Raw genomic sequence first — 19660 nt, 5'->3', positions numbered from 1 at the left:
CGTTGTTCCTTTCAGAGGGAGAGCCACAGGTCCTGCAGCCGGTGTTCGGAGATGCCGTCGGTGGGCCGGAAGTCGTAGCGGTGCACCCGCACCGGGCCGACGGTGAAGCTCCAGTCCAGCCGCCAGAACGGGAAGGAGCGGTTCACCGCGCTGTCCCAGTCGAAGCCGGCCGGCGCGGAGAACTTCCAACTGAGCGGCAGGAAGTCGTTGTTGGCCCGGATCGCGTCGTCCGCCCGGTCACGCAGGCCGTCCAGGTCGCGCATCGACGCGCTGGCGTTGAAGTCGCCCGAGATCAGCACCTGGTGGGGGTTGCCGGCCAGGTCCTTCTCCAGGCCGCGGATCTCCGCCCGGCGCCAGTCGGACTTGCGGCGGAAGTAGGAGTCGAAGTCGAAGTCCGAGAACGGGTCGAGATCGGGGGCGAGCGGCACGGTGACGTGCACGTTGTAGACGCTGAACACCTTCGAGCCGACCTGGAGGTCGGTGCGCAGCACCTTGTCCCGGGCGAAGACCCGGCCGAACGGGGCGTCCGGCTCCAGCTCGGCGCCCGTCCCCACGGCGGGCTGGGCCACGATCGGGAAGCGCGAGACGGTGAGCAACTCGCCCCGCCGGGCGATGTGGTAGCCGGGGAACTCGGCGGCCAGCCGCGCGTCGTCGTCCAGCCGCAGGTAGCCGTCCTCGCCGCGGCCGGCCTGCCAGACCACGTGCTCCTGGAACAGGTAGACGTCGGCGTTCTGCCGGTGCACCAGGTCGTACAGCCGGTCCACATCGGTGGCGGCGGCCCAGTACTGGGTGTTGAACGAGACGACGTGCAGCGCGCCGGCCGGCACCGTGCGCCCACCGTGCCACAGGGCGGGCCAGTTCAGCCCGGAGCCGGTGACGAGGCCCAGCAGCAGCGCGGGCGCGGCGAGGAGCGCGGCCCAGCGGCGGCGCCCGCCACAGGCGGCGGCGCTCGCGACCAGGAGCAGCAGGGGGACCGCCACCAGGAACACCGGCGGGGTGGCGTCCAGCAGGATGGCCCAGTGCCAGCGGCCGCTGACCGACCGGCGCAGCACCGCGTAGCCCAGCCAGAGCGCCGCCAGGACGATCAGGGCCCACCCGTACCAGGTGCGCAGCCGCCGGGCGGTCCGGCGGGCCCGGCTCGGCGGTTCGGCGGGCGGCGCCCCCGGTGCGGGGCCGCCGTCCTCGTCGCCGCCGTCGCGGGTCAGGGCGGCGTCCAGGGTGTACATCCGGCGGAACCGGCGGCTGACCGCGAACTGGGCGAGCCCGGCCACCAGCCCGGCCAGCACGACGGCGTTGACCAGCAGGTGCGCCAGGGTGAAGAAGGCCAGGAAGCCGAGCCCCCGCTCCTGCCGGACGAACCGGTACTGCCCGAGGTCGGTCAGGACGAAGCCGGCCACCGCCAAGGCCGTGACCAGCGCGGTCAGCGGCTGCCAGGCGATCAGTGGCAGGCTCGCCACCGCCGCGCCGGCCAGCGCGGACGCCACCGCGCGGCCGGGGGTCTCCATCCCCTGCATCGCCCGGCCCCGGCCGAGGTAGAACGGCACCCGCAGCCGGCTGCGGACGAAGGCCTTCCGCAGCAGGGGCCGCAGCCGGCTCTCGTCGGAGAGCCGCCCCCGGATCCGGGAGGTGAGCAGCATCGGGTGGAGCGCGGCGAGGCGTTCGGCGTGGTCGATCTCCTCGGTCTGCCGGAGCGCCCCGTTGAACCAGCCGGCCTCCAGGAAGGCCGACCTGCGCACCGCGCCGAGCGCGTAGAAGCCGCCGCTGACCAGGCCCTCGGCGCTCTTGCGCCAGTAGTGGTACTGGAGGATGCGGTACTGGCCGACGGCGCCCTCGGGGAACAGCGGCTCCTTGTCGGGGACGCCGAACACCGCGCCGTACTCGGGGTGCTCGGCGAAGATCTCCACCGCCTGGGCGACGGCGTCCGGGTGCATGGTCAGGTCGGCGTCCAGGAAGAAGAGGATCTCGCCGGCGGCGTGCCGGACCCCGAGGTTGCGCGAGCCGCCGGGGCCGCCGTTGCGCTCGGCCCGGACCAGGGTGACGGGGTGGGCGGCGGCCAGGTCGGCGGAGTCGTCGGTGCTGGCGTCGTCCACGACGATCACTTCGACGGCCGGGTAGCTCTGTGCCAGGATCGAGCGGAGGCAGAGGTCGACGGTGCGGCTGTCGTTGTACATCGGGACGACCACCGACACGAGAGGTGTGGGTGTGGGCATGGAACCTCGTTCGGAGTTCGGAGTTCGGAGTTCGGAGTTCGGGGCACGGAGTTCAGGGCCCGGGGCCCGGACCGCGGCGGGTCACATCAGCTGGAAGGCGAGCAGCAGGCCGGCCCAGAGCGAGGAGTTGGTGAGCATCACGCGGTCCCGGAGCAGGGTCCGGACGGGGTTGCCGCCCTCGCTCTGCACGACCACGATCTGCAGGTAGCGGAAGAGCGCGAGCAGCGCGCAGGGCGCGGTGAGCAGCGCCCCGGTCGCGAAGCCCGACTCGGTGCGCAGGAAGAGCAGGTAGCCGACCACGGTCAGCCCGGAGCAGAGCACCAGGACGAGGTCCAGGAAGTGCGCCGAGTAGCCGACCAGGGCGGGCCGGTGGCCGCTGCCGGCCACGCCCAGTTCGTGCCGCCGCTTGCCCACGATCAGGACCAGGCAGAGCGTCAGCACGGTGAACACCAGCCAGGCGGCGACCGGCCGGCCGCCGGCGCCGTAGCCGCCCAGCAGTCTCAGGACGAAGCCGGTGGCGACGATGAACACGTCCAGCAGCGGCAGGTGCTTCAGCTTCCAGCTGTACGCGCCGTTCACCGCCAGGTAGAGCAGCACCGGCCAGGCCGCGGCGGGCCGGGAGAGCAGTAGCACGGGGGCGAGCAGCCCGGCCAGCAGCAGGATCAGTGCCACGGCCGTCCGCGGGCCCACCCGGCCGGCGGCCAGCGGGCGGTGGCGCTTGACCGGGTGGCGCCGGTCCCGTTCGACGTCGGCGATGTCGTTGACCACGTACACCAGCGACGAGGCGAGGACGAAGGCGCCGGTGGCACCGGCCACCCGGGCCGTCATGCCCCACTCCAGGTCGGCGCCGAGCAGGGCGAGCGGCACCACCAGGAAGTTCTTCGGCCACTGGCCCGGCCGGAGCAGCTCCAGCGGTGCCGGCAGCCGGGAGGTGGCGCCGCGCCGGCGGGACTCCGTCTGTTCGCTCAGGAAGGTCATCGCGCGCTCCCTCAGAAGAAGATCTTCACGGCGGACAACAGGCCCTGGCTCCACGGGTCCCGACTGGTCCGGCCGGTCGAGCCGCCGGCCGGACGGTCGTGGCGGGCGGTGCGCCACCAGTCGTAGGTGCGCAGGATCGCGTCCCGGTTGGACAGCCTGGGGGCGAAGCCGAGCCGCTCGCCGGCCTTGTCGATGCTGACGTAGGAGTCCTCCATCAGCTTGTGCAGCAGCCTCCCGTAGACCGGCGAGAGCCGGGCCTTCTGCAGGGTGCTCAGCACGGTCAGCGCGGGCCGGGCGGGCAGGGCGACGACCCGCTTGCCGTGGCCGGCCGCGTCCAGCACCGCCTGGAAGTCCTGCCGCAGGGTGCCGAATTCGGCGGCCGCCAGGTTGTAGGTGTCGTTGGCGACCTCCTCGGGCGCGGTGAGCACGGTGACCACCGCGTCCACCAGGTCGTCGATGCCGAACATCTGGATCCGCACGTCGCCGCGGCCGAGCACCGGGAAGTTCCGGCCCTCCTCCGCCCACTCGAACAGCATCGAGAACAGGCCCATCCGGCCCGGACCGACGAAGGTCTTGGGCCGCAGGATCGGCACGCACATCCCGGCGGCGCGGTGGCGCTCGGCGATCTCCTCGGCGGCGGCCTTCGCCCGGCTGTAGGTGTCGACCGGCTCGCGCGGGTGCGTCTCGGGGGTGGGGACCACCTTGGGCAGGCCGTACACGGCGGTCGAGGAGATGTGCACCACCCGGGGCGTGCCGGCGGCGCGCGCGGCGGCGAACACGTTCCCGGTGCCGCCGACGATGATCGAGCGGATCTGCTCGTCGGGGTAGCTGGGCAGCGCGGCCGCCGCGTGCACCAGCACGTCGGCACCGGCCAGCGCCCCGGCCATCACCGCCGGGTCGCGGATGTCGCCGACCACCGCCACGCCGGGCCCGGGCCGCAGGTCGACGCCGCGGACGTGGTGGCCGTCCGCGAGGAGGCGTTCGGCGAGCCGTGAGCCGAGCATGCCCGCGGCGCCGGTGATCGTGATCACCACTGGGAACTCACCTTCTGCTTGAGGAATCGCGTCACCAGGCGGCCGAGCCCCTCGGCGAGCACCTCGCCGAGCGCGTCGACCGTCCGCGCCACCTCGGCGGGTGCGGTGACCAGCGAGGGGCCGATGATCAGCGGGTTGCGCCCGTTGAGGGTGTAGTAGGCGAAGATGTCGTGGTCCTGGTAGAGGGCGTTGATCACCGCGCAGGTGACGAGCTTGGTCTTGAACCTCGGGTCGCGGGCCATCCCGCCCGGCGCCAGCTTGGCGACCAGGTCGAGGATCCTCGGGCCGCCCTCGATGAAGACGCCCCAGAGCGCGCCGGCCCCGTCCACCCGGCCGACCGCCTCCGGGTACGTCTCGGCCAGCCGGGCCAGCCCGGGCTCCAGCACCGCGCCGATCGCGCGGGCTCGCGCCGGGTAGTCGTCCTCGACCACGATGTTGACGGCCTCCAGCGCGGTGGCGCACTCCTCGCCGAAGCCGTAGTACGTCGTCGAGGTGGACTGCAGCAGGGCGTCGCCGAGGTTGTCGTACGCCTTGCGGAAGACCGGCTCCCGGGCGACGAAGGCCGAGATCGAGGACTTGCCGCCGCCGAAGGACTTGGAGGTGGTGAGGACGTCCGGGATCAGGCCCGGGTAGCGCATGAAGTGGAACAGGGTGCCGGTCTTGCCCCAGCCGGTGTAGATCTCGTCGAAGATCAGCACGATCCTCTTCCGCGTGCACAACTCCCGCAGCCCGCGCAGGAACTCCTCGGAACAGGCCTGGATGGTGGAGGCGCTGAACGGCTCGATCAGGATCGCGTAGACGTCGTCGGGGTGGGCGTCCACGGCGCGGCGGACCGAGTCGAGGTCGTTGTAGGTGAAGGTGTCGATCCCCGGGATGGTCGGGAAGGCGAACTGGTTCTGCCCGGTGAGGCCGCCGGAGCCGAGCAGCTTCCCGTGGAAGGCGCTGTCCGCGCGCAGGACCGTCCCGCGCTTGCCGTCGTGGTACTTGTACGCCAGCTTCACCGCCCCTTCCACCGCCTCGGCACCGGAGTTGGGCAGGAAGGACATGCTGAGGTCGCCGGGCAGCACCTCGGCCAGATTGTGGCCGAGCGCGGCCAGGTAGGGCGAGAAGTACGTCTTGTGGACCTCCATCCGGCCGTCCCGGGCGAAGCGCTCGCGGGCGGCCAGGATCCGCGGGTGGTTGTGGCCGTGGTTGAGCACACCGACACCGCCGGTCACGTCCAGGATCCGGCGGCCGTCGGTGAGGGTCAGATAGGCGCCCCGGGCCTCGGCGACCAGCTCCCGGCCGAAGCCGAAGGAGGTCATCAGCGAGACCTGGCTCTTGTTCACGTACCGCCGGTACAGGTCGTGCACCTCACGGACCTCGAACCGTTCGGCGTCGTCAAGGGTGTACACGGGCTTCCTCTCCCATCGGGGTGGACCTGAGCCGGGCCCAGGTCAGAACGACGGCCGAGCTGCCGAGCTCGGCCACCACGCAGACGACCCGGCTGGCGATCGCCGCGGTGGCCGCCACGCCCCCGGGCAGCACGGTGGCGAGCGCGGCCGTGATGGTCAGCTCGCGCACCCCCCAGCCGTCCGGCACGATCACGGCCAGGCTGCTGACCACGGTGGCGAGCGCGAAGGCGCCGACCGCCGGGCCGAGCGAGGCGCCGACCGCCCCGCCCAGGGCCAGGGCCAGGAACCAGAGGTGCAGGCCGGAGACCAGCCAGGAGGCGACCGCCAGCAGGACCGCCCGGCGGACGGCGGCGTCCGGCGGTGCCTCGACCGGCCGCCGCAGCAGCCGGGCCGCGGCCGCCACCGGCCGGGTGGCCAGGGCCGGGCGGACGGCGCAGGCGAGCAGGCCGGCGGCGGGCAGGCCGAGCCAGAACCACTGCCCCGGCAGCGCGGCCGGGGCCGCCAGCAGGCCGACGCCCGCGCCGGTGAGGACGGTCAGCGCCAGGCTGAGCAGGTACGCGGACGTCATCTGGGCGGCCGGCACCCCGGCCGCCCGGCCGTGCGTGACATGGGTGAGCACACCCCAGACCCGCCCCGGCAGGTACTTGCTGAGCTGCCCGAGGAAGTAGATCCGCGCCGCGGACACCCCCCGGATCGGGTGCTCGCCGGGGATCAGCACCCGCCAGGCGTGCACCGCGAGCACCAACCCGGCGACGTTGGCGGCGAGCGAGGCGGCCAGCAGCGGGAGGGCGTCCGTCCGGGCGAACGCCCGCGCGGCGACCGGGCCCTCGTGGCGGAGCATCAGACCGAGGCCCACCAGCGCGGCTAGCACGATCAGCGGGGTGAGCACCTTGCGCAGCCGGTCCAGCATCACCGGGCCGCCCCGCCGCCGGTCCCCGGGCCCGCCGCGGGCTCCGGTCCGGGAGCCCGGCCGGGAGCGGGCCCGGACACTCCCGTCCCTGCTCCCCGGCCGGGGAGCAGCATCCGGACCGTGCCGACCGCCGCGCCGCCCACCAGGGCGGTGACGACCAGGAAGTGGACGCCGGCGAAGAACGGCAGGAAGGCCGGGCCCCGCTGGCGCGCCACGAAGCGCAGCAGCCGGCCGTTGGCGGCGCAGAAGCCGAGCGCCCCGACAGCGGGCAGCACCGGGTACCAGGGCGCCAGCGGCAGGACGGCCAGGGTGAGGGCGGCGGTCGCGACCGAGGCCGGGCTGTTGGCGGTCAGGTTGCGCCGCCCGCCCCGGCGCGCCGAGGCCAGCGCGGGGACCAGCATCAGCGCCCGCCGGAAGGTCTCGGCGAGCAGCGGCCGGAGCCGGTGCTCCTCGTCGTGCAGCGCGACCACCCGGTCGGTGAGGACGATCCGGTAGTGCGGCGCGAGCCGGTCGCTGAACTCCAGGTCCTCCGAGTCCCGCAGGCGCTCGTCGAAGCCGCCGAGCCGCTCGAAGACCTCGCGCCGCACGGCCGCCTGGGCGAAGAAGGCGGTCTCCACCACGCCCGCTCCGCGCGCCCGCCACCAGTACGCGTGCAGCACCCGGTAGCGCTCGACCGGTCCGTCGTCGAACAGCGGATCCGGCGCGATCACTCCGTGCACGCAGCCGCACTCCGGGTCGGCCGCCAGAATGTCGAGCGCGTTGGCCACCGAATCGGGCGTCAGCGCCTCGTCGGAATCGAGGAAGAACAGAATGTCGCCGGTCGCCGCGGCGATTCCGGTATTCCGCGCGGCGGACACCCCGCGGTTGGGCGTGCGCCGAATCAGCGTGCACGGATAACCGCGGGCGACCTCGGCGGTCCGGTCGGTGGAGCCGTCGTCCACCACGATCACCTCGTGGACGGGGGCGGTCTGGGCGTACACCGACTCCAGACAGGCACCCAGGGTACGGGCGGAGTTGTGGGCCGGTATGACGACCGATACGGAAAACGTCATGCCGCCATTTCAGGCGGGCCGCATATCGGCCGCGTATCGTCTCGGTATTGGAATGCGGCCGGACGAAATCCGGGGGCGCCCTGCTACTCTCCGCGGCATGGATTCCGCTCGCCCGCGTTCGTTCGGCCCCCGGCTGCTGGTCGCCGTCACCGCGTTGTGGGGCCTGTTCCTCCTCCTCGATCTCCTGCTGAGCGGCCGCTGGTGGTTCTGGCTGATACCGGACCTCGCGCCGCCGCTGTTCTTCCTGGCCGTACCGGTGCTGCTGCTGACGCTGGCGGCGGTCACCCGGCGGCTGCGCCGGTGGCTGGTCCCGGCGGTGGTCGTGCTGCTGCTGGCCGGCCTGCCCCGGACCGGGCTCAACGTCTCGGCTCTGCTGCCCGACCGGGACCACGCGTCCGGCCCGGCGTTCACGGTGTTCGCCTGGAACACCGAGTACTGGGACACCACCGACGACCCGGACGCCTTCTACCGCTACCTCCGGAGCGAGGACGCCGACGTCTACCTGCTCCAGGAGTACCTGGCCTGGGTCCGGGAGGTGCCGACGCCGATCGACCGGCTCGACCGGATCCGGCGGGAGTTCCCCGGCTACCAGGTGGTGGTGCTGGGCGAGTTGGTGACGCTCTCACGGTTGCCCGTGCTCGCCTCCCCACCCGTCGGCGCGGCCCTGCCGGCCGACGCTCCCTGGCAGGCGACCTTCGCCGGGAAGAAGGTGCTCCGCACCGATGTCGACGTCCACGGCCAGGCGGTGTCCCTCTACAACGTGCACATCCCCGTCCAGGTGGACACCCGGCAGTCGGTGTTCGGCGGCGACTTCTACCGCACGGTCCGCGCCGCCGACGCCGCGCGCCGGGAGCAGTACGCGGCCCTCGAAGGAGACTCCGCCGGCAACACCCACCCGCTGCTGATCGCGGGGGACTTCAACACCACCCCGGCGATGGGTGACCTGCGCGGCCTGCGCTCCCGCTTCGACGACGCGTGGTCGGCCTCCGGCGCGCTCTACCCGGGCAGTTGGGGCGGCGTGCTGGGCAGCGACCTGTGGCGGCTGGACTGGGCGTTCACCGACCACCGGCTCGCGGTGCGGCGGTACGCCCTCGCGGACCAGCAGGGGCTGTCGGACCACCGGGGGCAGCAACTGCGCGTCGCCCTACGGTCATGAGGCCGGCGCGGCGAGTGAACTGACGTACCGTCAATCCTTCGGCGCGGGTCCGGAACGGCTGAGGGTGAGTTGGAGGTTGGGCCGCTCGGCCTTGGGCGCGGAGATCCGCAGCGTCGTGTAGTCACCACCGGTCAGACCGCCGAGCGTCACCGTGGCGGGGGACGCGGCCAGACCACCGGCCGCGTTCTGCTCCCACAACCGCCCCTTGGCGGTGGGACTCAGCCCGCCCCATCCCGTCCAGACCAGCCCGTCCAGCACCGCCGCGCCCTTGCCGCAGGCCAGCGGGAAGGACTTGGGTGCGGTGAGCGGCAGGCCCTCGCAGCCGTAGATCGCGGCAGGCGCCTCGCCGGGCTCCGACGGCACGGTGTCCGGCGAGGCCGGCGGCGGCACCGCAAGCGTGGACGGGACCGGAAGCGTGGGCAGGACCGGGAGCGTGGGCAGGACCGGGAGCGTGGGCGAGGCCGTCGGCGCCGCCGTGGTCGGGGCGGGCTCCGTCGTCCGCACCTGCGGCGCGGAGGCGGACGGCGCCGCGGCGGTCCCACCGCTCGAACAGCCGGCGAGCGCGAGCAGCGACGCCAGCGCGGCGGTGGCGACCCCGGCCGCACCGCGCCGTCGCCCCGCCGCCGTTCCTGTGGCCTGGCCTGGCATGGTCCCCCCGGATGGCCGGTGCGGTGGATCCGCACGCGAAGAAGTGCGCCCCAGGGTACCCGGACACCCGCCGCCCGCGACGGCCACTCCCCCGATTCACCGGATGATCAAGAACATTGACTGGGCGTCATCGTGTTCTCCACGCGCCCCGGGCGGCCGCACCCCGAACGGCACGGCCACCCGGCCCGGCGGCGGTACCGCGGTACCGCCGCCGGTCAGAGCGCGGCCTCGTCCAGGCGTCGGCGCTGCTCGGCGGAGAGCGTGACGTCCAGGGCGCCCAGCGCCTCGTCCAGCTGGGCGATCCTGCTGACGCCCACCAGCGGCAGGATCTGCGGGTCGTGGTCCAGCAGCCAGCTGAGCGCGACCTGGTTCTTCGTCACCCCCAGCTCCTCGGCCACCTCGCTCAGCGCCGCCAGCCGCCTGGGCGTGCCCGGGTGGTCGTAGGCGGCCGGGATCTCCACGTCCTCGCGGGTGTAGCCGCCGGAGAGGATCGGGCTGTAGACCCAGAGCCGGATGTCCCCCTCGGAGCGCACGTAGTCCAGCAGTTCACCGGTCACGTGGACATGGGCCGAGGACGGCAGCGGGATGTCGAAACGGGGCTGGAGGTAGGAGTAGCGGTACTGCATGTGCGTGTACCGCGCCCGGTCCCCGGCGAGCGCCCGGGCCCGCTCGACCCGCCAGACGGCGTGGTTGCTGGCCCCGACCGCACCGGCCTTCCCGGCCGCCACCAGGTCGGCCAGGGTGTCCACCGTCTCGGCGAGCGGCACGGACCGGTCCTCGATGTGCGTCCAGTACACCTCGACCCGGTCGGTGCCCAGCCGGCGCAGGCTGTCCTCCAGGGCCGTCCGGACGGCCTTGTCCGAGAGCCCCTCGGCGGTCTCCAGGCCGGTCCCGGGCACGGTCGGCCGGGCGCCGACCTTGGTGCTGATCACCACCCGGTCGCGTGCGCCCCGGCTGGCCAGCCAGCGACCGATCACCTCCTCGCTCTCGTCGCCGGTCGCGCCGTCGAGCCAGAACGCGTAGTTGTTCGCGGTGTCGAGCACGGTGCCGCCCGACTCGACGAAGTGGTCCAGGATCGCGAACGACGTCCGCTCGTCGACGATCGTGCCGAAGCCCAAGGTGCCGAGGGCGATGGTGCGCTGTGGAATCGCCATAGGTCATTCCCTCCCATGTGGTCTGGACCATTCAAGTCGCATCCCGTCCCGCACGCAACAGACAGCCACCGGATCAGCACACATCGCCATCACCCCCGCCATCTCCCCTGCCGCCGCCCGGGCGACCGGCACCCGCCCCGGGCTGGAACGACTGTTCGTTTCCGTCCGTGAACAAATCGTGGATTCCGTTGCCCCGCCCACCCGGCCGTGCGCAGGATGGGTCGACCCTCGACCGTGGGGCTGACAGGAGGCGATCAACCGTCGTGCCCGGCAAGCAGATACACCTCGCCGTGTTCTTTCCCGGGATCGGGAGCAACACCGTCTGGTCCGATCCCCGGGCGGGGAGCCAGATCGACTTCGACTCGTTCCGCCACCTCGCCCGGACCGCCGAGCGCGGAAAGTTCGACTTCTTCTTCCTCGCCGAAGGGCTGCGGCTGCGCGAGCACAAGGGCGAGATCCACGACCTCGACGTGGTCGGGCGGCCGGAGGCGCTGACGGTGCTGAGCGCACTGGCGGCCGTGACCGAGCGGATCGGCCTCGCGGCGACCGTCAACTCGACCTTCAACGAGCCGTACGAGGTCGCGCGGCGGTTCGCGACCCTGGACCACCTGAGCGACGGCCGGGCGGCCTGGAACGTGGTGACCAGCTGGGACGACTTCACCGGGGAGAACTTCCGCCGGGGCGGCTTCCTCGCGGAATCGGACCGGTACGCCCGGGCGGCCGAGTTCCTTGCCGCGGCACGGGAGTTGTGGGACAGCTGGGCGTCCGACGAGCCGGCACCGGACCAGCCGGCCGGGCGGTTCGTCCGGGCCGGCGCGGGCGAGTTCGCCCACCGGGGCGAGCACTTCGACATCGCCGGACGCTTCAACACACCCCGTCCGCCGCAGGGGCACCCGGTGGTCATCCAGGCCGGCGACTCCCCGCAGGGCCGGGAGTTCGCCGCCTCCGACGCCGACGTGATCTTCAGCCGCTACGGCCGGCTCGGCGAGGCGCAGGAGTTCTACCGGGACGTCAAGGGCCGGCTCGCCGCCCACGGCCGCGCCCCGGAGGACCTGAAGATCCTGCCCTCGGTGTCGTACGTCCTCGGCGACACCACCGAGGAGGCGCACGAGCGCGCCGCCGAGATCCGCCGGGCGCAGATCGGCCCGCGGACGGCGATCGCCCATCTGGAGGCGGTCTGGGGCCGCGACCTCTCCGACTACGATCCGGACGGCCCGCTGCCGGACATCGAGCCCGACCCGGAGAGCCTACTGCTCAAGGGGCACGCCCAGTTCCGTGGCGACCGCGCGGCGACCGCCCGGACGTGGCGCGAGCTCGCGAAGGAGCGCGGACTGAGCATCCGGGAGCTGGTCACCGAGGTCACCGGGAAGCAGACCTTCATCGGCACCCCGCGCGAAGTCGCCGACGCGATGGACGCGTTCGTCCAGAGCGACGGCTCGGACGGCTTCGTGATCACCACCCACCTCACTCCCGGCGGGCTGGACGACCTCGTCGACCGCGTGGTGCCGCTGCTCCAGGAGAAGGGCGTGTACCGCGCCGACTACTCCGGCACCACGCTCCGCGACCACCTCGGGCTCAAGGCCCCCCGGCGACAGACCCAGGAGACCACCTCGTGACCCGGCAGCACCGGCCCCCGCTCCACCTCGCCGTCGCCCTGGACGGCGCCGGCTGGCACCCCGCCGCCTGGCGCGCCGAGGGCGCCCGGCCGGGCGGGCTGTTCACCGCCGGCTACTGGGCCGACCTGGTCGCGGAGGCCGAACGCGGGCTGCTCGACCTGGTGACCTTCGAGGACTCCCTCTCCGTCCAGTCCGCCGACCTCACCGGGCCGGACGGACGGACCGACCAGGTCCGCGGCCGGCTGGACGCCGTCCTGGTGGCGAGCCGGGTGGCGCCGCTCACCTCCCGGATCGGGCTCGTCCCGACCACCAACGTCACCCACACCGAGCCGTTCCACCTCTCCACCGCCATCGCCTCCCTCGACTTCGCCAGCCGGGGCCGGGCCGGCTGGCGGCCCCAGCTCTCCTCCCGCGCCGACGACGCGGCCCTCTTCGGGCGACGCACCACCCCGCGGATCACCGCCGCCGACGTCGGCGTGCCCGGCGGGATCGCCCGACGGCTGCGGCCGCTGTTCGACGAGGCCGCCGACGCCGTCGAGGTGGTGCGGCGGCTCTGGGACAGCTGGGAGGACGACGCCGAGATCCGCGACACGGCGACCGGCCGGTTCATCGACCGCGACCGGCTGCACCCGGTCGACTTCAGCGGCGAACACTTCAGCGTCCGCGGCCCGTCCATCACCCCGCGCCCGCCGCAGGGCCAGCCGCTGGTCGCCGTCCTCGCGCACGCCGGCGTCCCGTACGAACTGGCCGCGCGGGGCGCGGACCTCGCCTTCCTCACCCCGCACTCGCGCGAGGGATCGGTCACGGCCCTGGGCGACCTCGAAACGGCGAAGGCCACGGTCGGTCGGCCGGCGGGCCTCCCGCTCAGGGTCTTCGCCGACCTGCTGGTGTTCCTGGACGACCGCCCCGGCGCCGCCGCCGAACGCAAGGAGCGCCTGGACGGGCTGAACGGCGCGCCGCTGCGCTCGGACGCCGAGATCTTCACCGGCACGCCGTCCGAACTCGCCGATCTGCTGCTCGACCGGCAGGAGGTCGGGCTGGACGGCTTCCGCCTGCGCCCCGGCGAGCTGCCGCACGACCTCGCGGCCGTCACCCGCGGGCTCGTCCCCGAGCTCCAGCGGCGGTCGGCCTTCCGCACCGGCTACACGGCGGACACCCTGCGCGGTCACCTCGGCCTCGCCCGCCCCGCCAACCGGTACGCCGCCGGCCGGGTCTGACGGGGCCGGTCGGGCGGGGCCGGTCGGGCGGGGCCGGGAGCGCCCGGAAAGCGGTCCGGCGTCCGCGGTACCGCAGTACCGCAGTACCGCTGTGCCGCCGTCCCGGGTCAGGCGTCCCGCCGTCCGGCTGTCCCGGGTCAGGCGTCCAACGGCTTGGCCCAGCGGGTCCACTGCGGCTGCGGCCCGTAACCGGCCGTCTGCCAGGTGCGCTGCCCCTGGGCGTTGTCGTCGAGCACCATCGCGTCGGCGCGGCGGCCGCCGAGAGCGGTGAAACGGGCCTCGGCGGCCGCGAGCAGCGCCGCACCGATCCCCCGCCGGCGGTACTCCGGGTCGACGGCGAGGCGGTAGAGGTGGCAGCGCCAGCCGTCCCAGCCCGCGATCACGGTGCCGACGACGGTCGTCGGGTCCTCGGCGGGCGTGGCGACGATCAGGCACTCCGGGTCGCGCCCGAGCAGGGCGGCCACCCCGTCGGCGTCGTCCGTGATGCTGGTTCCCTTGGCCGCGCGCGCCCAGAGGGCGAGCAGGGCGGGGATCTCGTCGGGGGTGGCGGTGCGCAGGGTGATGTCGGCGGTCATGACGGTGTGTCTACCAGGGGGCCCGGCCCGACCACCGGGAATTTCGCGGTACGGGACCGCGGCGCAGCCGCTCGGCCCGCCTCACCCGGCCGGCGCGGCGAGCTCCCAGACGGTGGTGGTCTTCAGCTCGGCGTCCTCCAGGTCCGCCACGACCGGCACCCGGTAGGCGGCCAGCTCGGTGAAGCGCCCGCGCGGCAGGTACGCCCGCCCCGGGTCGCCGACGAGCACCACCGCGCCGCGCGCCCGGGCCCGTTCCAGGAACGGCAGGAACCGCGCCGCCATCGCGCGCTCGTAGAAGACGTCCCCGGCGAGCACCACGTCGGCCGGCGCGCCGTCCCCGTCCAGCAGGTCCTCCACCGCCGCCGCGACCTGGACGCCGTTGGCCTCCGCGTTGATGCCGATGGCCGCCACCGCGTACGCGTCGATCTCGGCGGCGCGCACCGAACGCGCGCCCCGCATCGCCGCCGCGATCGCCACCAGCCCGGACCCGGCCGCCAGGTCCAGCACCGTCCGCCCCGCCACCACCTCGGGGTGGTCGAGCACATAGCGCGCCACCCCGACCCCGCCCGCCCAGGCGAAGGCCCAGAACGGCGGCGCCAGCCCCACTTCACCCCGCGCCGACTCGGTCGTCTCCCAGAGCTCGATCGCGTCGTCGGCCATGTGCAGGCTGATCTCGGGGACGAAGGGCACGGGCGCGGGCTTCGTCTCGCTCCGCACGAAGTCCCGGTCGGACAGCGCCGTCACACCCGGACGGCTGTCGCGCGTCTCGTTCAACATGCCCGCAGCATAGAGGTTCTCCGGCGGCCGTCCACGCACCCGAGCACCGCGGGCGCGGGCACCGGCCGATGGTGCCGGCGGGGCCGCAGGAGCATCCCGTGACGCGCTGGAACCCCGGATCACGCACGGCCAGCCGGTGCGTACCATTTCGATACCGAAGCCTGGATGAGCTGCGGAGATGCTCGCCCGCCGGCCCCGGGCCCGGGTAGCATCCCGGCACGAGCCCTCCGGTCCGGCGCAGGCGGCCCAGCGCTGTCGTGCCGCGTTCCGGGGGCGGACTCTCGCGGGACATTCGGTGGTCACCGCGCACTCGGCACCGCGCGCCAGGGCTGTCGCGCGAACGGCGAAGGGCAGCGTCTTGGCGGATCGGCTCACCGGAGGAGACTCCTCGCTGCTGCGGCGTATCAACGCGGCGGTCACGCTTCGGGCGCTGCGGGCCGGCCACTCGGTGACCCTCACTCAGCTGGTCGGGGACACCGGGTTGTCCCGGCCCACGGTGGAGGGTGTGATCGAGGGGCTGGTCGAGACCGGCCTGGTCGCCGAGGTGGACCAGCCCCAGAACGGCGGCCAGCCCGGCAGCGGCCGGCGGGGCAGACCGGCCCGCTGGTTCCGGTTCCGGGCCGAGGCCGGTCACATCCTCGGCATCGAGATCGGGGTGCACGACCTGCGGGTCGTCCTGGCCGACCTCACCGGCCAGGTGGTGGGCAGTCACTTCCGCCCGATCGAGGAGACCCTGGACGCGGAGGAACGGCTGAGCGCCGTCCGCACGGCGGTCGCCGAGGTGCTGCGCAAGGCCTGCGTCTCCCGGGACAACCTGTGGGCGGTCGGCGTCGGCACCCCCGGGATCGTCGACCGCGACGGCACCGTCCAGCTCGGCACCGCCATGCCCGGCTGGACCGGCCTGGACCTGGGCGCCCGGCTGCGCCGCTCGTTCCGCTGCCCGGTCATGATCGAGAACGATGCCAACCTGGCCGCCATCGCCGAGCACTGGCAGGGCGCGGCGGTCGGCGCGGACGACGTCGTCTTCGTGATGGCCGGTCTGAGCCCCGGCGCCGGCTCGCTCATCAACGGTCGCCTGCACCGCGGCTTCGGCGGCGCGGCCGGCGAGATCGGCGCGCTGCACCTGCTCGGCCAGGAGGTCACCCCCGAGCGGCTGCTCTCCACCACCGGCAAGCCGCTCAACCCGCTGGACGAGGCGGCCGTCGCCCGGGTGCTGAAGCTCGCCCGCGAGGGCGACGAGGTGGCGAAGGTCGCGATGGACCGCTTCCTGACCCGCCTGGTGCAGAGCGTGGCCGCCCTGGTGCTGGCCATCGACCCCCAGCTGGTGGTCGTCGGCGGTTGGGCCGCCGGCCTCGACGGTGTCCTGGAGCCGCTGCGCGAGCGCCTCGCGGAGTTCACGCTGCGGGCGCCCGAGGTGGCGCTGGCCGCGCTCGGCTCGGAGGTCGTCGCGATGGGCGCCCTGCGGGTGGCCCTCGACCAGGTGGAGGAGCAGCTCTTCGCCGTCGACCCGCCGACCGGCGCGACCGCCCGCGGCTGACCGGCCGGTGCTGCCCGGGGTGGACCCCGGGCGGCACCGGGCGGCCCCCGGAACGACTCAGGCCCGGACGCCTGTGGGGGCGTCCGGGCCTGGGCCTGAGGGTGTGCCGGAAATGGTTCAGGAGGCGGTGCGCACCCCGGTGGCGGCACCGACGGGGGTGACCTCCACCAGGCCGGTCTCGCCGAAGGTGAGCTTGCAGGTGTCGGCGCGGTAGGTGGAGACGGCCAGCGCGACCAGGCGGCCCGCGGCCGCGTACTGGGTGGTCATCACCAGCACCGGCGAGCCCGGCGGACGCTCCAGCAGGGCGGCCTGCTGGGCCTCGGCGACACCCAGCTCGACCGAGCGGGACTCGCCGTCGACCTCCAGGCGCTCCAGCTGGCGCAGCACCGAGCGGGCCCGGTCGCTCTCGGCCCGGAAGCCGGGCAGGTGCGGCAGCGCGGCGGCCGGCACGTGCAGCGACTCGGTGGCCATGTTCTGGCCCTGCACGATGCGGACCCGGCGGACGGTGTGCACGGTGGCGCCCTCGGCGATGCCGAGGCCCTTGGCGAGCTGCGGCGTGGCCGGCGCGGTGGTGCAGTCCACGGTGCGCCAGGACTGGCTGCGGGTGGTGCCGGGCCAGCCCTCCTCGTGGCGGTTGACCGGAACGCCGACCCGGGGGGCGGCGACCAGGGTGCCGATGCCCCGGCGGCGGACCAGCCGGCCCTCCAGCTCCAGCTGGTCGAGCGCCTGGCGCAGGGTGGCCCGGGCGACCCCGAAGCGGGCGGAGAGCTCGCGCTCGTTGGGGAGGACCTGTCCGGTGGAGAACTCCGTGTCGATGGCGCGGAGCAGCACCGTGCGCAGGTGCCAGTACTTCGGTTCCGGTACCGCCGTGAGCTGCCCTGTCGTTCCCACCGTGGCCTCCACCCTGCTGTGTCCACCCTGCCGAAAGGAGGGCGGACCCGGCCCGCTGCCCGATGGTTGCGGCAGGTGGGAGAGCGGGCTTTATCCGTCCTTCTTTATTAAAGGTCTTTGCAGTAAGTGACCCTAGGGGCTGTGTCGGGAGATGGTCAAGACCAATGACGGCGGTTGGTGCGGATGTCGCGCGGATTCATGCCGCGTTCACGACAGGTCGACATCCGGACGGCGCCCGACCGCGTCGGTCTGCGGGCCGGACACCGGGATCGGTAGGCTGCCCGGGTGATCGTGGTGACGAGTGTGAACGTGAACGGAATCCGGGCAGCGGCCAAGAAGGGCTTCACCGAGTGGCTGTCGGCCACCGAGGCGGACGTGATCTGCCTGCAGGAGGTGCGCTCCGAGCCCGAACAGCTGCCCGCGGAGCTGCGCGACCTGGACGGTTGGCACGCGGTCTGGGCGCCGGCGGCCGCCAAGGGGCGCGCGGGCGTCGCCGTGCTGTCGCGGCGGGAGCCGGAGCGCACGGTGATCGGATTCGAATCGGCGGAATTCGACAATTCGGGCAGGTATGTCGAAATCGACCTGCCGGGGCTGACCGTGGCCAGCCTTTATCTCCCCTCCGGCGAAGTCGGTACCGAACGCCAGGAAGAGAAGGAGCGCTTCATGGCGGAGTTCCTGGTGCACCTCGGCAAGCTCCGCACCCGGGCCGCCGCCGAGGGCCGGGAGGTCGTCGTCTGCGGCGACTGGAACATCGCCCACCGCCCGGAGGACCTCAAGAACTGGAAGGCCAACCAGAAGGCGGCCGGCTTCCTCCCCGAGGAGCGCGCCTGGCTCACCCGCGTCTACGACGAGGCCGGCTACGTCGACGTCGTCCGCCGCCTCCACCCCGACCGCACCGGCCCCTACTCCTGGTGGTCCTACCGCGGCCGGGCCTTCGACAACGACTCGGGCTGGCGGATCGACCTGCAGTGCGCGACTCCGGGCATCGCGGCGCTGGCGACCGGCGCCGTGACCGAGCGGGCGGCCACGCACGCCGAGAGGTGGAGCGACCACGCTCCCGTCACCGTCACCTACGACTACGAAGCCTGACCGCGGGGCGGCCGGACGGGCTGCCGATACGCCCGACGGCGGGCCGACGGCGGGCCCGTTCGGCCCTCCGCGGGGCGCGCCGGGCAGAGGGCCGTGTCACAGAGCCAGGGGCCCGCGCGGCCGGCGGCGAGCGTGAGCCGTCCCAGGAGCACGCTCGCCGCGAGTGCCGACACCGTGGTCGACGTCCCGCCGGTCGGCCACTACGCTCCGCGACGGGCGGTGATCGCACAGCCCCACGGGGGCGTGTGGCGGACCCGGTCCACCGCACTGCGGCACCTGATGACACCGGTTCGAGGACTGTCGAACGGTTGGTGCATCAGGATCACGCCGCGCTCCGGCCCGTCCCGCAGCTGCTCGCAGGCGCCCCGGTCCTGCGGCTCTCCTGGCCGAGAGCCGGCGCGCCGCCACTCGTCAGGGTGAACGGCGCCCGGGAGCGGCTACCAGCGGCGGCGTGGCGCCGGGTCGAGTTTGGCGGCGAGCGCGGAGAGGAAGACCGGGAGCTTGTCGACCATGCTCTTGGGGACCGGGGTGGTCTGAACGGTGCCCCGCCTCACGTCCTCGACGACGAGGGCGTAGCTGCCGTTCTCCTCGACGAGTTCGGCGGCGAAGAGCAGTGTTTGCGTGGAGGTTTCCATCAACGCTCCTGGGTCTGGGTGTCGTTGAGCCAGGAGGTCCACGCCTTGGTGGTCTGCTGCTCGTCGGTGTCCTCGGCGAACAGGTGGTGGCCGAGCCAGATCGGCACGTTCCAGGTGCTGCCGTTGAAGAACCGGTACAGGGCGTCCCGGCCGCGCAGGCCGAGGAAGTCGGTGCTGAGCCAGTCGACGACCACCTCCTCGGGGTCGTGCTCCGGGCCGGGGGCGAGGAGCGTGAACCGGTCGCCGGCGGCCGCGTCGTCGGGCAGGCCGAGGCGTCGGCGCAGGGCGGCGAAGTCGGCCGGGTCGGCGGTGGGTTCGGGTTGCTGGGCCCTGACGTAGACGGCGGGGCGGCCGGCGAAGTGCCGGAGGTACCCGGCGAGGCCGTGCTGGTAGAAGTCGACGTGCTTCTCGGCCGCGTCCGTCTTGGCGTCCCAGGCCCAGGCCTCGTCGACGACGCCCGTGTGCACCCAGTGGATCCCCATCCGCAGGTGGCTGGTTCCGTCGGCGGCGGGCTCGACGTGGTAGCTGAGCGTGTTGGAGAACCCGCCGTCCTGGGTCGCCCGGACGGCGAAGTGCCGCGGCGGCTCCCAGGCCACGACGGTGGCGTCGCCCCGGGTGGCCTTTCCGCCGACGCGCGGCTCGACCTCCATCGGGTAGAGCCAGCCCAGGTTGCCGGCGCCGGTGGCCACCGCGTCCCAGACCTGCTGGGCCGTGGCGGGCAGGTCCTGCTCCCGGCGGACCTCGAACTCTCGGGCCATGGTCGGTACTGCTCCTTCGTCGTGGTTCA

The 19660-nt window shown here is 73.6% G+C and carries 18 protein-coding genes; 5 read left to right on the top strand and 13 right to left on the bottom strand.

Features of this window, described 5'->3' with window-relative positions; translation table 11 throughout:
- Positions 1-11: 11 nt before the first annotated feature.
- The 6 genes from ACIQTO_RS32905 to ACIQTO_RS32880 form a co-directional block, all read right to left on the bottom strand.
- Positions 12-2210, bottom strand: a complete 2199-nt coding sequence (locus ACIQTO_RS32905; RefSeq protein WP_402395912.1) for a glycosyltransferase — start codon at positions 2208-2210, stop codon at positions 12-14.
- A gap of 81 nt (positions 2211-2291) precedes the next feature.
- Positions 2292-3188, bottom strand: coding sequence for a UbiA prenyltransferase family protein (locus tag ACIQTO_RS32900; RefSeq protein ID WP_402395910.1), 897 nt, complete (start codon positions 3186-3188; stop codon positions 2292-2294).
- 11 nt (positions 3189-3199) lie between these two features.
- Positions 3200-4222, bottom strand: a complete 1023-nt coding sequence (locus ACIQTO_RS32895) for an NAD-dependent epimerase/dehydratase family protein (RefSeq protein ID WP_402395908.1) — start codon at positions 4220-4222, stop codon at positions 3200-3202.
- A complete protein-coding gene (locus tag ACIQTO_RS32890; RefSeq protein WP_402395905.1) occupies positions 4216-5616 on the bottom strand; it encodes an aspartate aminotransferase family protein in 1401 nt (466 codons plus the stop codon). The genes ACIQTO_RS32895 and ACIQTO_RS32890 overlap by 7 nt, the downstream gene beginning before the upstream one ends.
- Positions 5603-6526 carry a lysylphosphatidylglycerol synthase domain-containing protein gene (locus ACIQTO_RS32885; RefSeq protein ID WP_402395946.1) on the bottom strand — a complete coding sequence of 308 codons (924 nt, stop codon included), beginning with the start codon at positions 6524-6526 and terminating at the stop codon, positions 5603-5605. Before ACIQTO_RS32885 ends, ACIQTO_RS32890 begins: the two co-directional genes overlap by 14 nt.
- Complete coding sequence (locus ACIQTO_RS32880) at positions 6526-7578, bottom strand: glycosyltransferase family 2 protein (RefSeq protein ID WP_402395902.1); 1053 nt, start codon at positions 7576-7578, stop codon at positions 6526-6528. The genes ACIQTO_RS32885 and ACIQTO_RS32880 overlap by 1 nt, the downstream gene beginning before the upstream one ends.
- Positions 7579-7675: 97 nt before the next feature.
- On the opposite strand from ACIQTO_RS32880, the gene ACIQTO_RS32875 reads away from it, so the two are divergent.
- Positions 7676-8734, top strand: a complete 1059-nt coding sequence (locus tag ACIQTO_RS32875; RefSeq protein ID WP_402395899.1) for an endonuclease/exonuclease/phosphatase family protein — start codon at positions 7676-7678, stop codon at positions 8732-8734.
- Positions 8735-8764: 30 nt separating this feature from the next.
- Here the strand turns inward: ACIQTO_RS32875 and ACIQTO_RS32870 are convergent, their stop codons facing one another.
- Positions 8765-9382, bottom strand: coding sequence for a hypothetical protein (locus tag ACIQTO_RS32870; RefSeq protein ID WP_402395896.1), 618 nt, complete (start codon positions 9380-9382; stop codon positions 8765-8767).
- A gap of 215 nt (positions 9383-9597) precedes the next feature.
- Positions 9598-10536, bottom strand: coding sequence for an aldo/keto reductase (locus ACIQTO_RS32865; protein WP_402395894.1), 939 nt, complete (start codon positions 10534-10536; stop codon positions 9598-9600).
- A 263-nt stretch (positions 10537-10799) separates the two neighbouring features.
- Between ACIQTO_RS32865 and ACIQTO_RS32860 the strand changes: the two genes are divergently transcribed.
- Both ACIQTO_RS32860 and ACIQTO_RS32855 read left to right on the top strand, forming a co-directional pair.
- Complete coding sequence (locus ACIQTO_RS32860; RefSeq protein WP_402395891.1) at positions 10800-12152, top strand: NtaA/DmoA family FMN-dependent monooxygenase; 1353 nt, start codon at positions 10800-10802, stop codon at positions 12150-12152.
- A complete protein-coding gene (locus tag ACIQTO_RS32855) occupies positions 12149-13369 on the top strand; it encodes an LLM class flavin-dependent oxidoreductase (RefSeq protein ID WP_402395888.1) in 1221 nt (406 codons plus the stop codon). Before ACIQTO_RS32860 ends, ACIQTO_RS32855 begins: the two co-directional genes overlap by 4 nt.
- 137 nt (positions 13370-13506) lie before the next feature.
- Here the strand turns inward: ACIQTO_RS32855 and ACIQTO_RS32850 are convergent, their stop codons facing one another.
- Together ACIQTO_RS32850 and ACIQTO_RS32845 are read right to left on the bottom strand one after the other, a co-directional pair.
- Positions 13507-13944 (bottom strand): GNAT family N-acetyltransferase, encoded by a 438-nt coding sequence (locus tag ACIQTO_RS32850; RefSeq protein WP_402395885.1) that lies wholly within the window; start codon positions 13942-13944, stop codon positions 13507-13509.
- Positions 13945-14025: 81 nt separating this feature from the next.
- The gene (locus tag ACIQTO_RS32845; protein ID WP_402395882.1) at positions 14026-14721 is read right to left on the bottom strand and encodes a class I SAM-dependent methyltransferase; all 696 of its coding nucleotides are present in this window, start codon (positions 14719-14721) and stop codon (positions 14026-14028) included.
- A gap of 358 nt (positions 14722-15079) precedes the next feature.
- Here ACIQTO_RS32845 and ACIQTO_RS32840 point away from each other — a divergent pair, with 358 nt between their 5' ends.
- Positions 15080-16258: an ROK family protein gene (locus ACIQTO_RS32840; RefSeq protein WP_402395879.1), complete on the top strand. Its 1179-nt coding sequence runs from the start codon at positions 15080-15082 to the stop codon at positions 16256-16258.
- A gap of 117 nt (positions 16259-16375) precedes the next feature.
- Here the strand turns inward: ACIQTO_RS32840 and ACIQTO_RS32835 are convergent, their stop codons facing one another.
- Positions 16376-17149, bottom strand: a complete 774-nt coding sequence (locus ACIQTO_RS32835) for a GntR family transcriptional regulator (RefSeq protein ID WP_402395876.1) — start codon at positions 17147-17149, stop codon at positions 16376-16378.
- Between the two features lie 285 nt (positions 17150-17434).
- Here ACIQTO_RS32835 and ACIQTO_RS32830 point away from each other — a divergent pair, with 285 nt between their 5' ends.
- Entirely contained in the window at positions 17435-18238 is an 804-nt protein-coding gene (locus tag ACIQTO_RS32830) for an exodeoxyribonuclease III (protein ID WP_402395874.1), read from the top strand.
- Between the two features lie 437 nt (positions 18239-18675).
- Here the strand turns inward: ACIQTO_RS32830 and ACIQTO_RS32825 are convergent, their stop codons facing one another.
- Together ACIQTO_RS32825 and ACIQTO_RS32820 are read right to left on the bottom strand one after the other, a co-directional pair.
- A complete protein-coding gene (locus ACIQTO_RS32825) occupies positions 18676-18873 on the bottom strand; it encodes a hypothetical protein (RefSeq protein ID WP_402395872.1) in 198 nt (65 codons plus the stop codon).
- Positions 18873-19631 (bottom strand): SRPBCC domain-containing protein, encoded by a 759-nt coding sequence (locus ACIQTO_RS32820; protein ID WP_402395869.1) that lies wholly within the window; start codon positions 19629-19631, stop codon positions 18873-18875. The genes ACIQTO_RS32825 and ACIQTO_RS32820 overlap by 1 nt, the downstream gene beginning before the upstream one ends.
- Positions 19632-19660 lie beyond the last annotated feature (29 nt).

The sequence above is a fragment of the Kitasatospora sp. NPDC091207 genome (assembly GCF_044768625.1).
Classification (GTDB): domain Bacteria; phylum Actinomycetota; class Actinomycetes; order Streptomycetales; family Streptomycetaceae; genus Kitasatospora.
Note: the sequence above shows the minus strand (reverse complement) of the source record. Positions and strands in the feature narration are given on the sequence as shown.

Bases quoted from the DNA above. Each gene is read 5' to 3' on its own strand.
- ACIQTO_RS32905 (WP_402395912.1), bottom strand. From the start codon at position 2,210: ATGCCCACACCCACACCTCTCGTGTCGGTGGTCGTCCCGATGTACAAC.
- ACIQTO_RS32825 (WP_402395872.1), bottom strand. From the start codon at position 18,873: ATGGAAACCTCCACGCAAACACTGCTCTTCGCCGCCGAACTCGTCGAG.
- ACIQTO_RS32885 (WP_402395946.1), bottom strand. From the start codon at position 6,526: ATGCTGGACCGGCTGCGCAAGGTGCTCACCCCGCTGATCGTGCTAGCC.
- ACIQTO_RS32900 (WP_402395910.1), bottom strand. From the start codon at position 3,188: ATGACCTTCCTGAGCGAACAGACGGAGTCCCGCCGGCGCGGCGCCACC.
- ACIQTO_RS32880 (WP_402395902.1), bottom strand. From the start codon at position 7,578: ATGACGTTTTCCGTATCGGTCGTCATACCGGCCCACAACTCCGCCCGT.
- ACIQTO_RS32875 (WP_402395899.1), top strand. From the start codon at position 7,676: ATGGATTCCGCTCGCCCGCGTTCGTTCGGCCCCCGGCTGCTGGTCGCC.
- ACIQTO_RS32865 (WP_402395894.1), bottom strand. From the start codon at position 10,536: ATGGCGATTCCACAGCGCACCATCGCCCTCGGCACCTTGGGCTTCGGC.
- ACIQTO_RS32820 (WP_402395869.1), bottom strand. From the start codon at position 19,631: ATGGCCCGAGAGTTCGAGGTCCGCCGGGAGCAGGACCTGCCCGCCACG.
- ACIQTO_RS32850 (WP_402395885.1), bottom strand. From the start codon at position 13,944: ATGACCGCCGACATCACCCTGCGCACCGCCACCCCCGACGAGATCCCC.
- ACIQTO_RS32870 (WP_402395896.1), bottom strand. From the start codon at position 9,382: ATGCCAGGCCAGGCCACAGGAACGGCGGCGGGGCGACGGCGCGGTGCG.
- ACIQTO_RS32845 (WP_402395882.1), bottom strand. From the start codon at position 14,721: ATGTTGAACGAGACGCGCGACAGCCGTCCGGGTGTGACGGCGCTGTCC.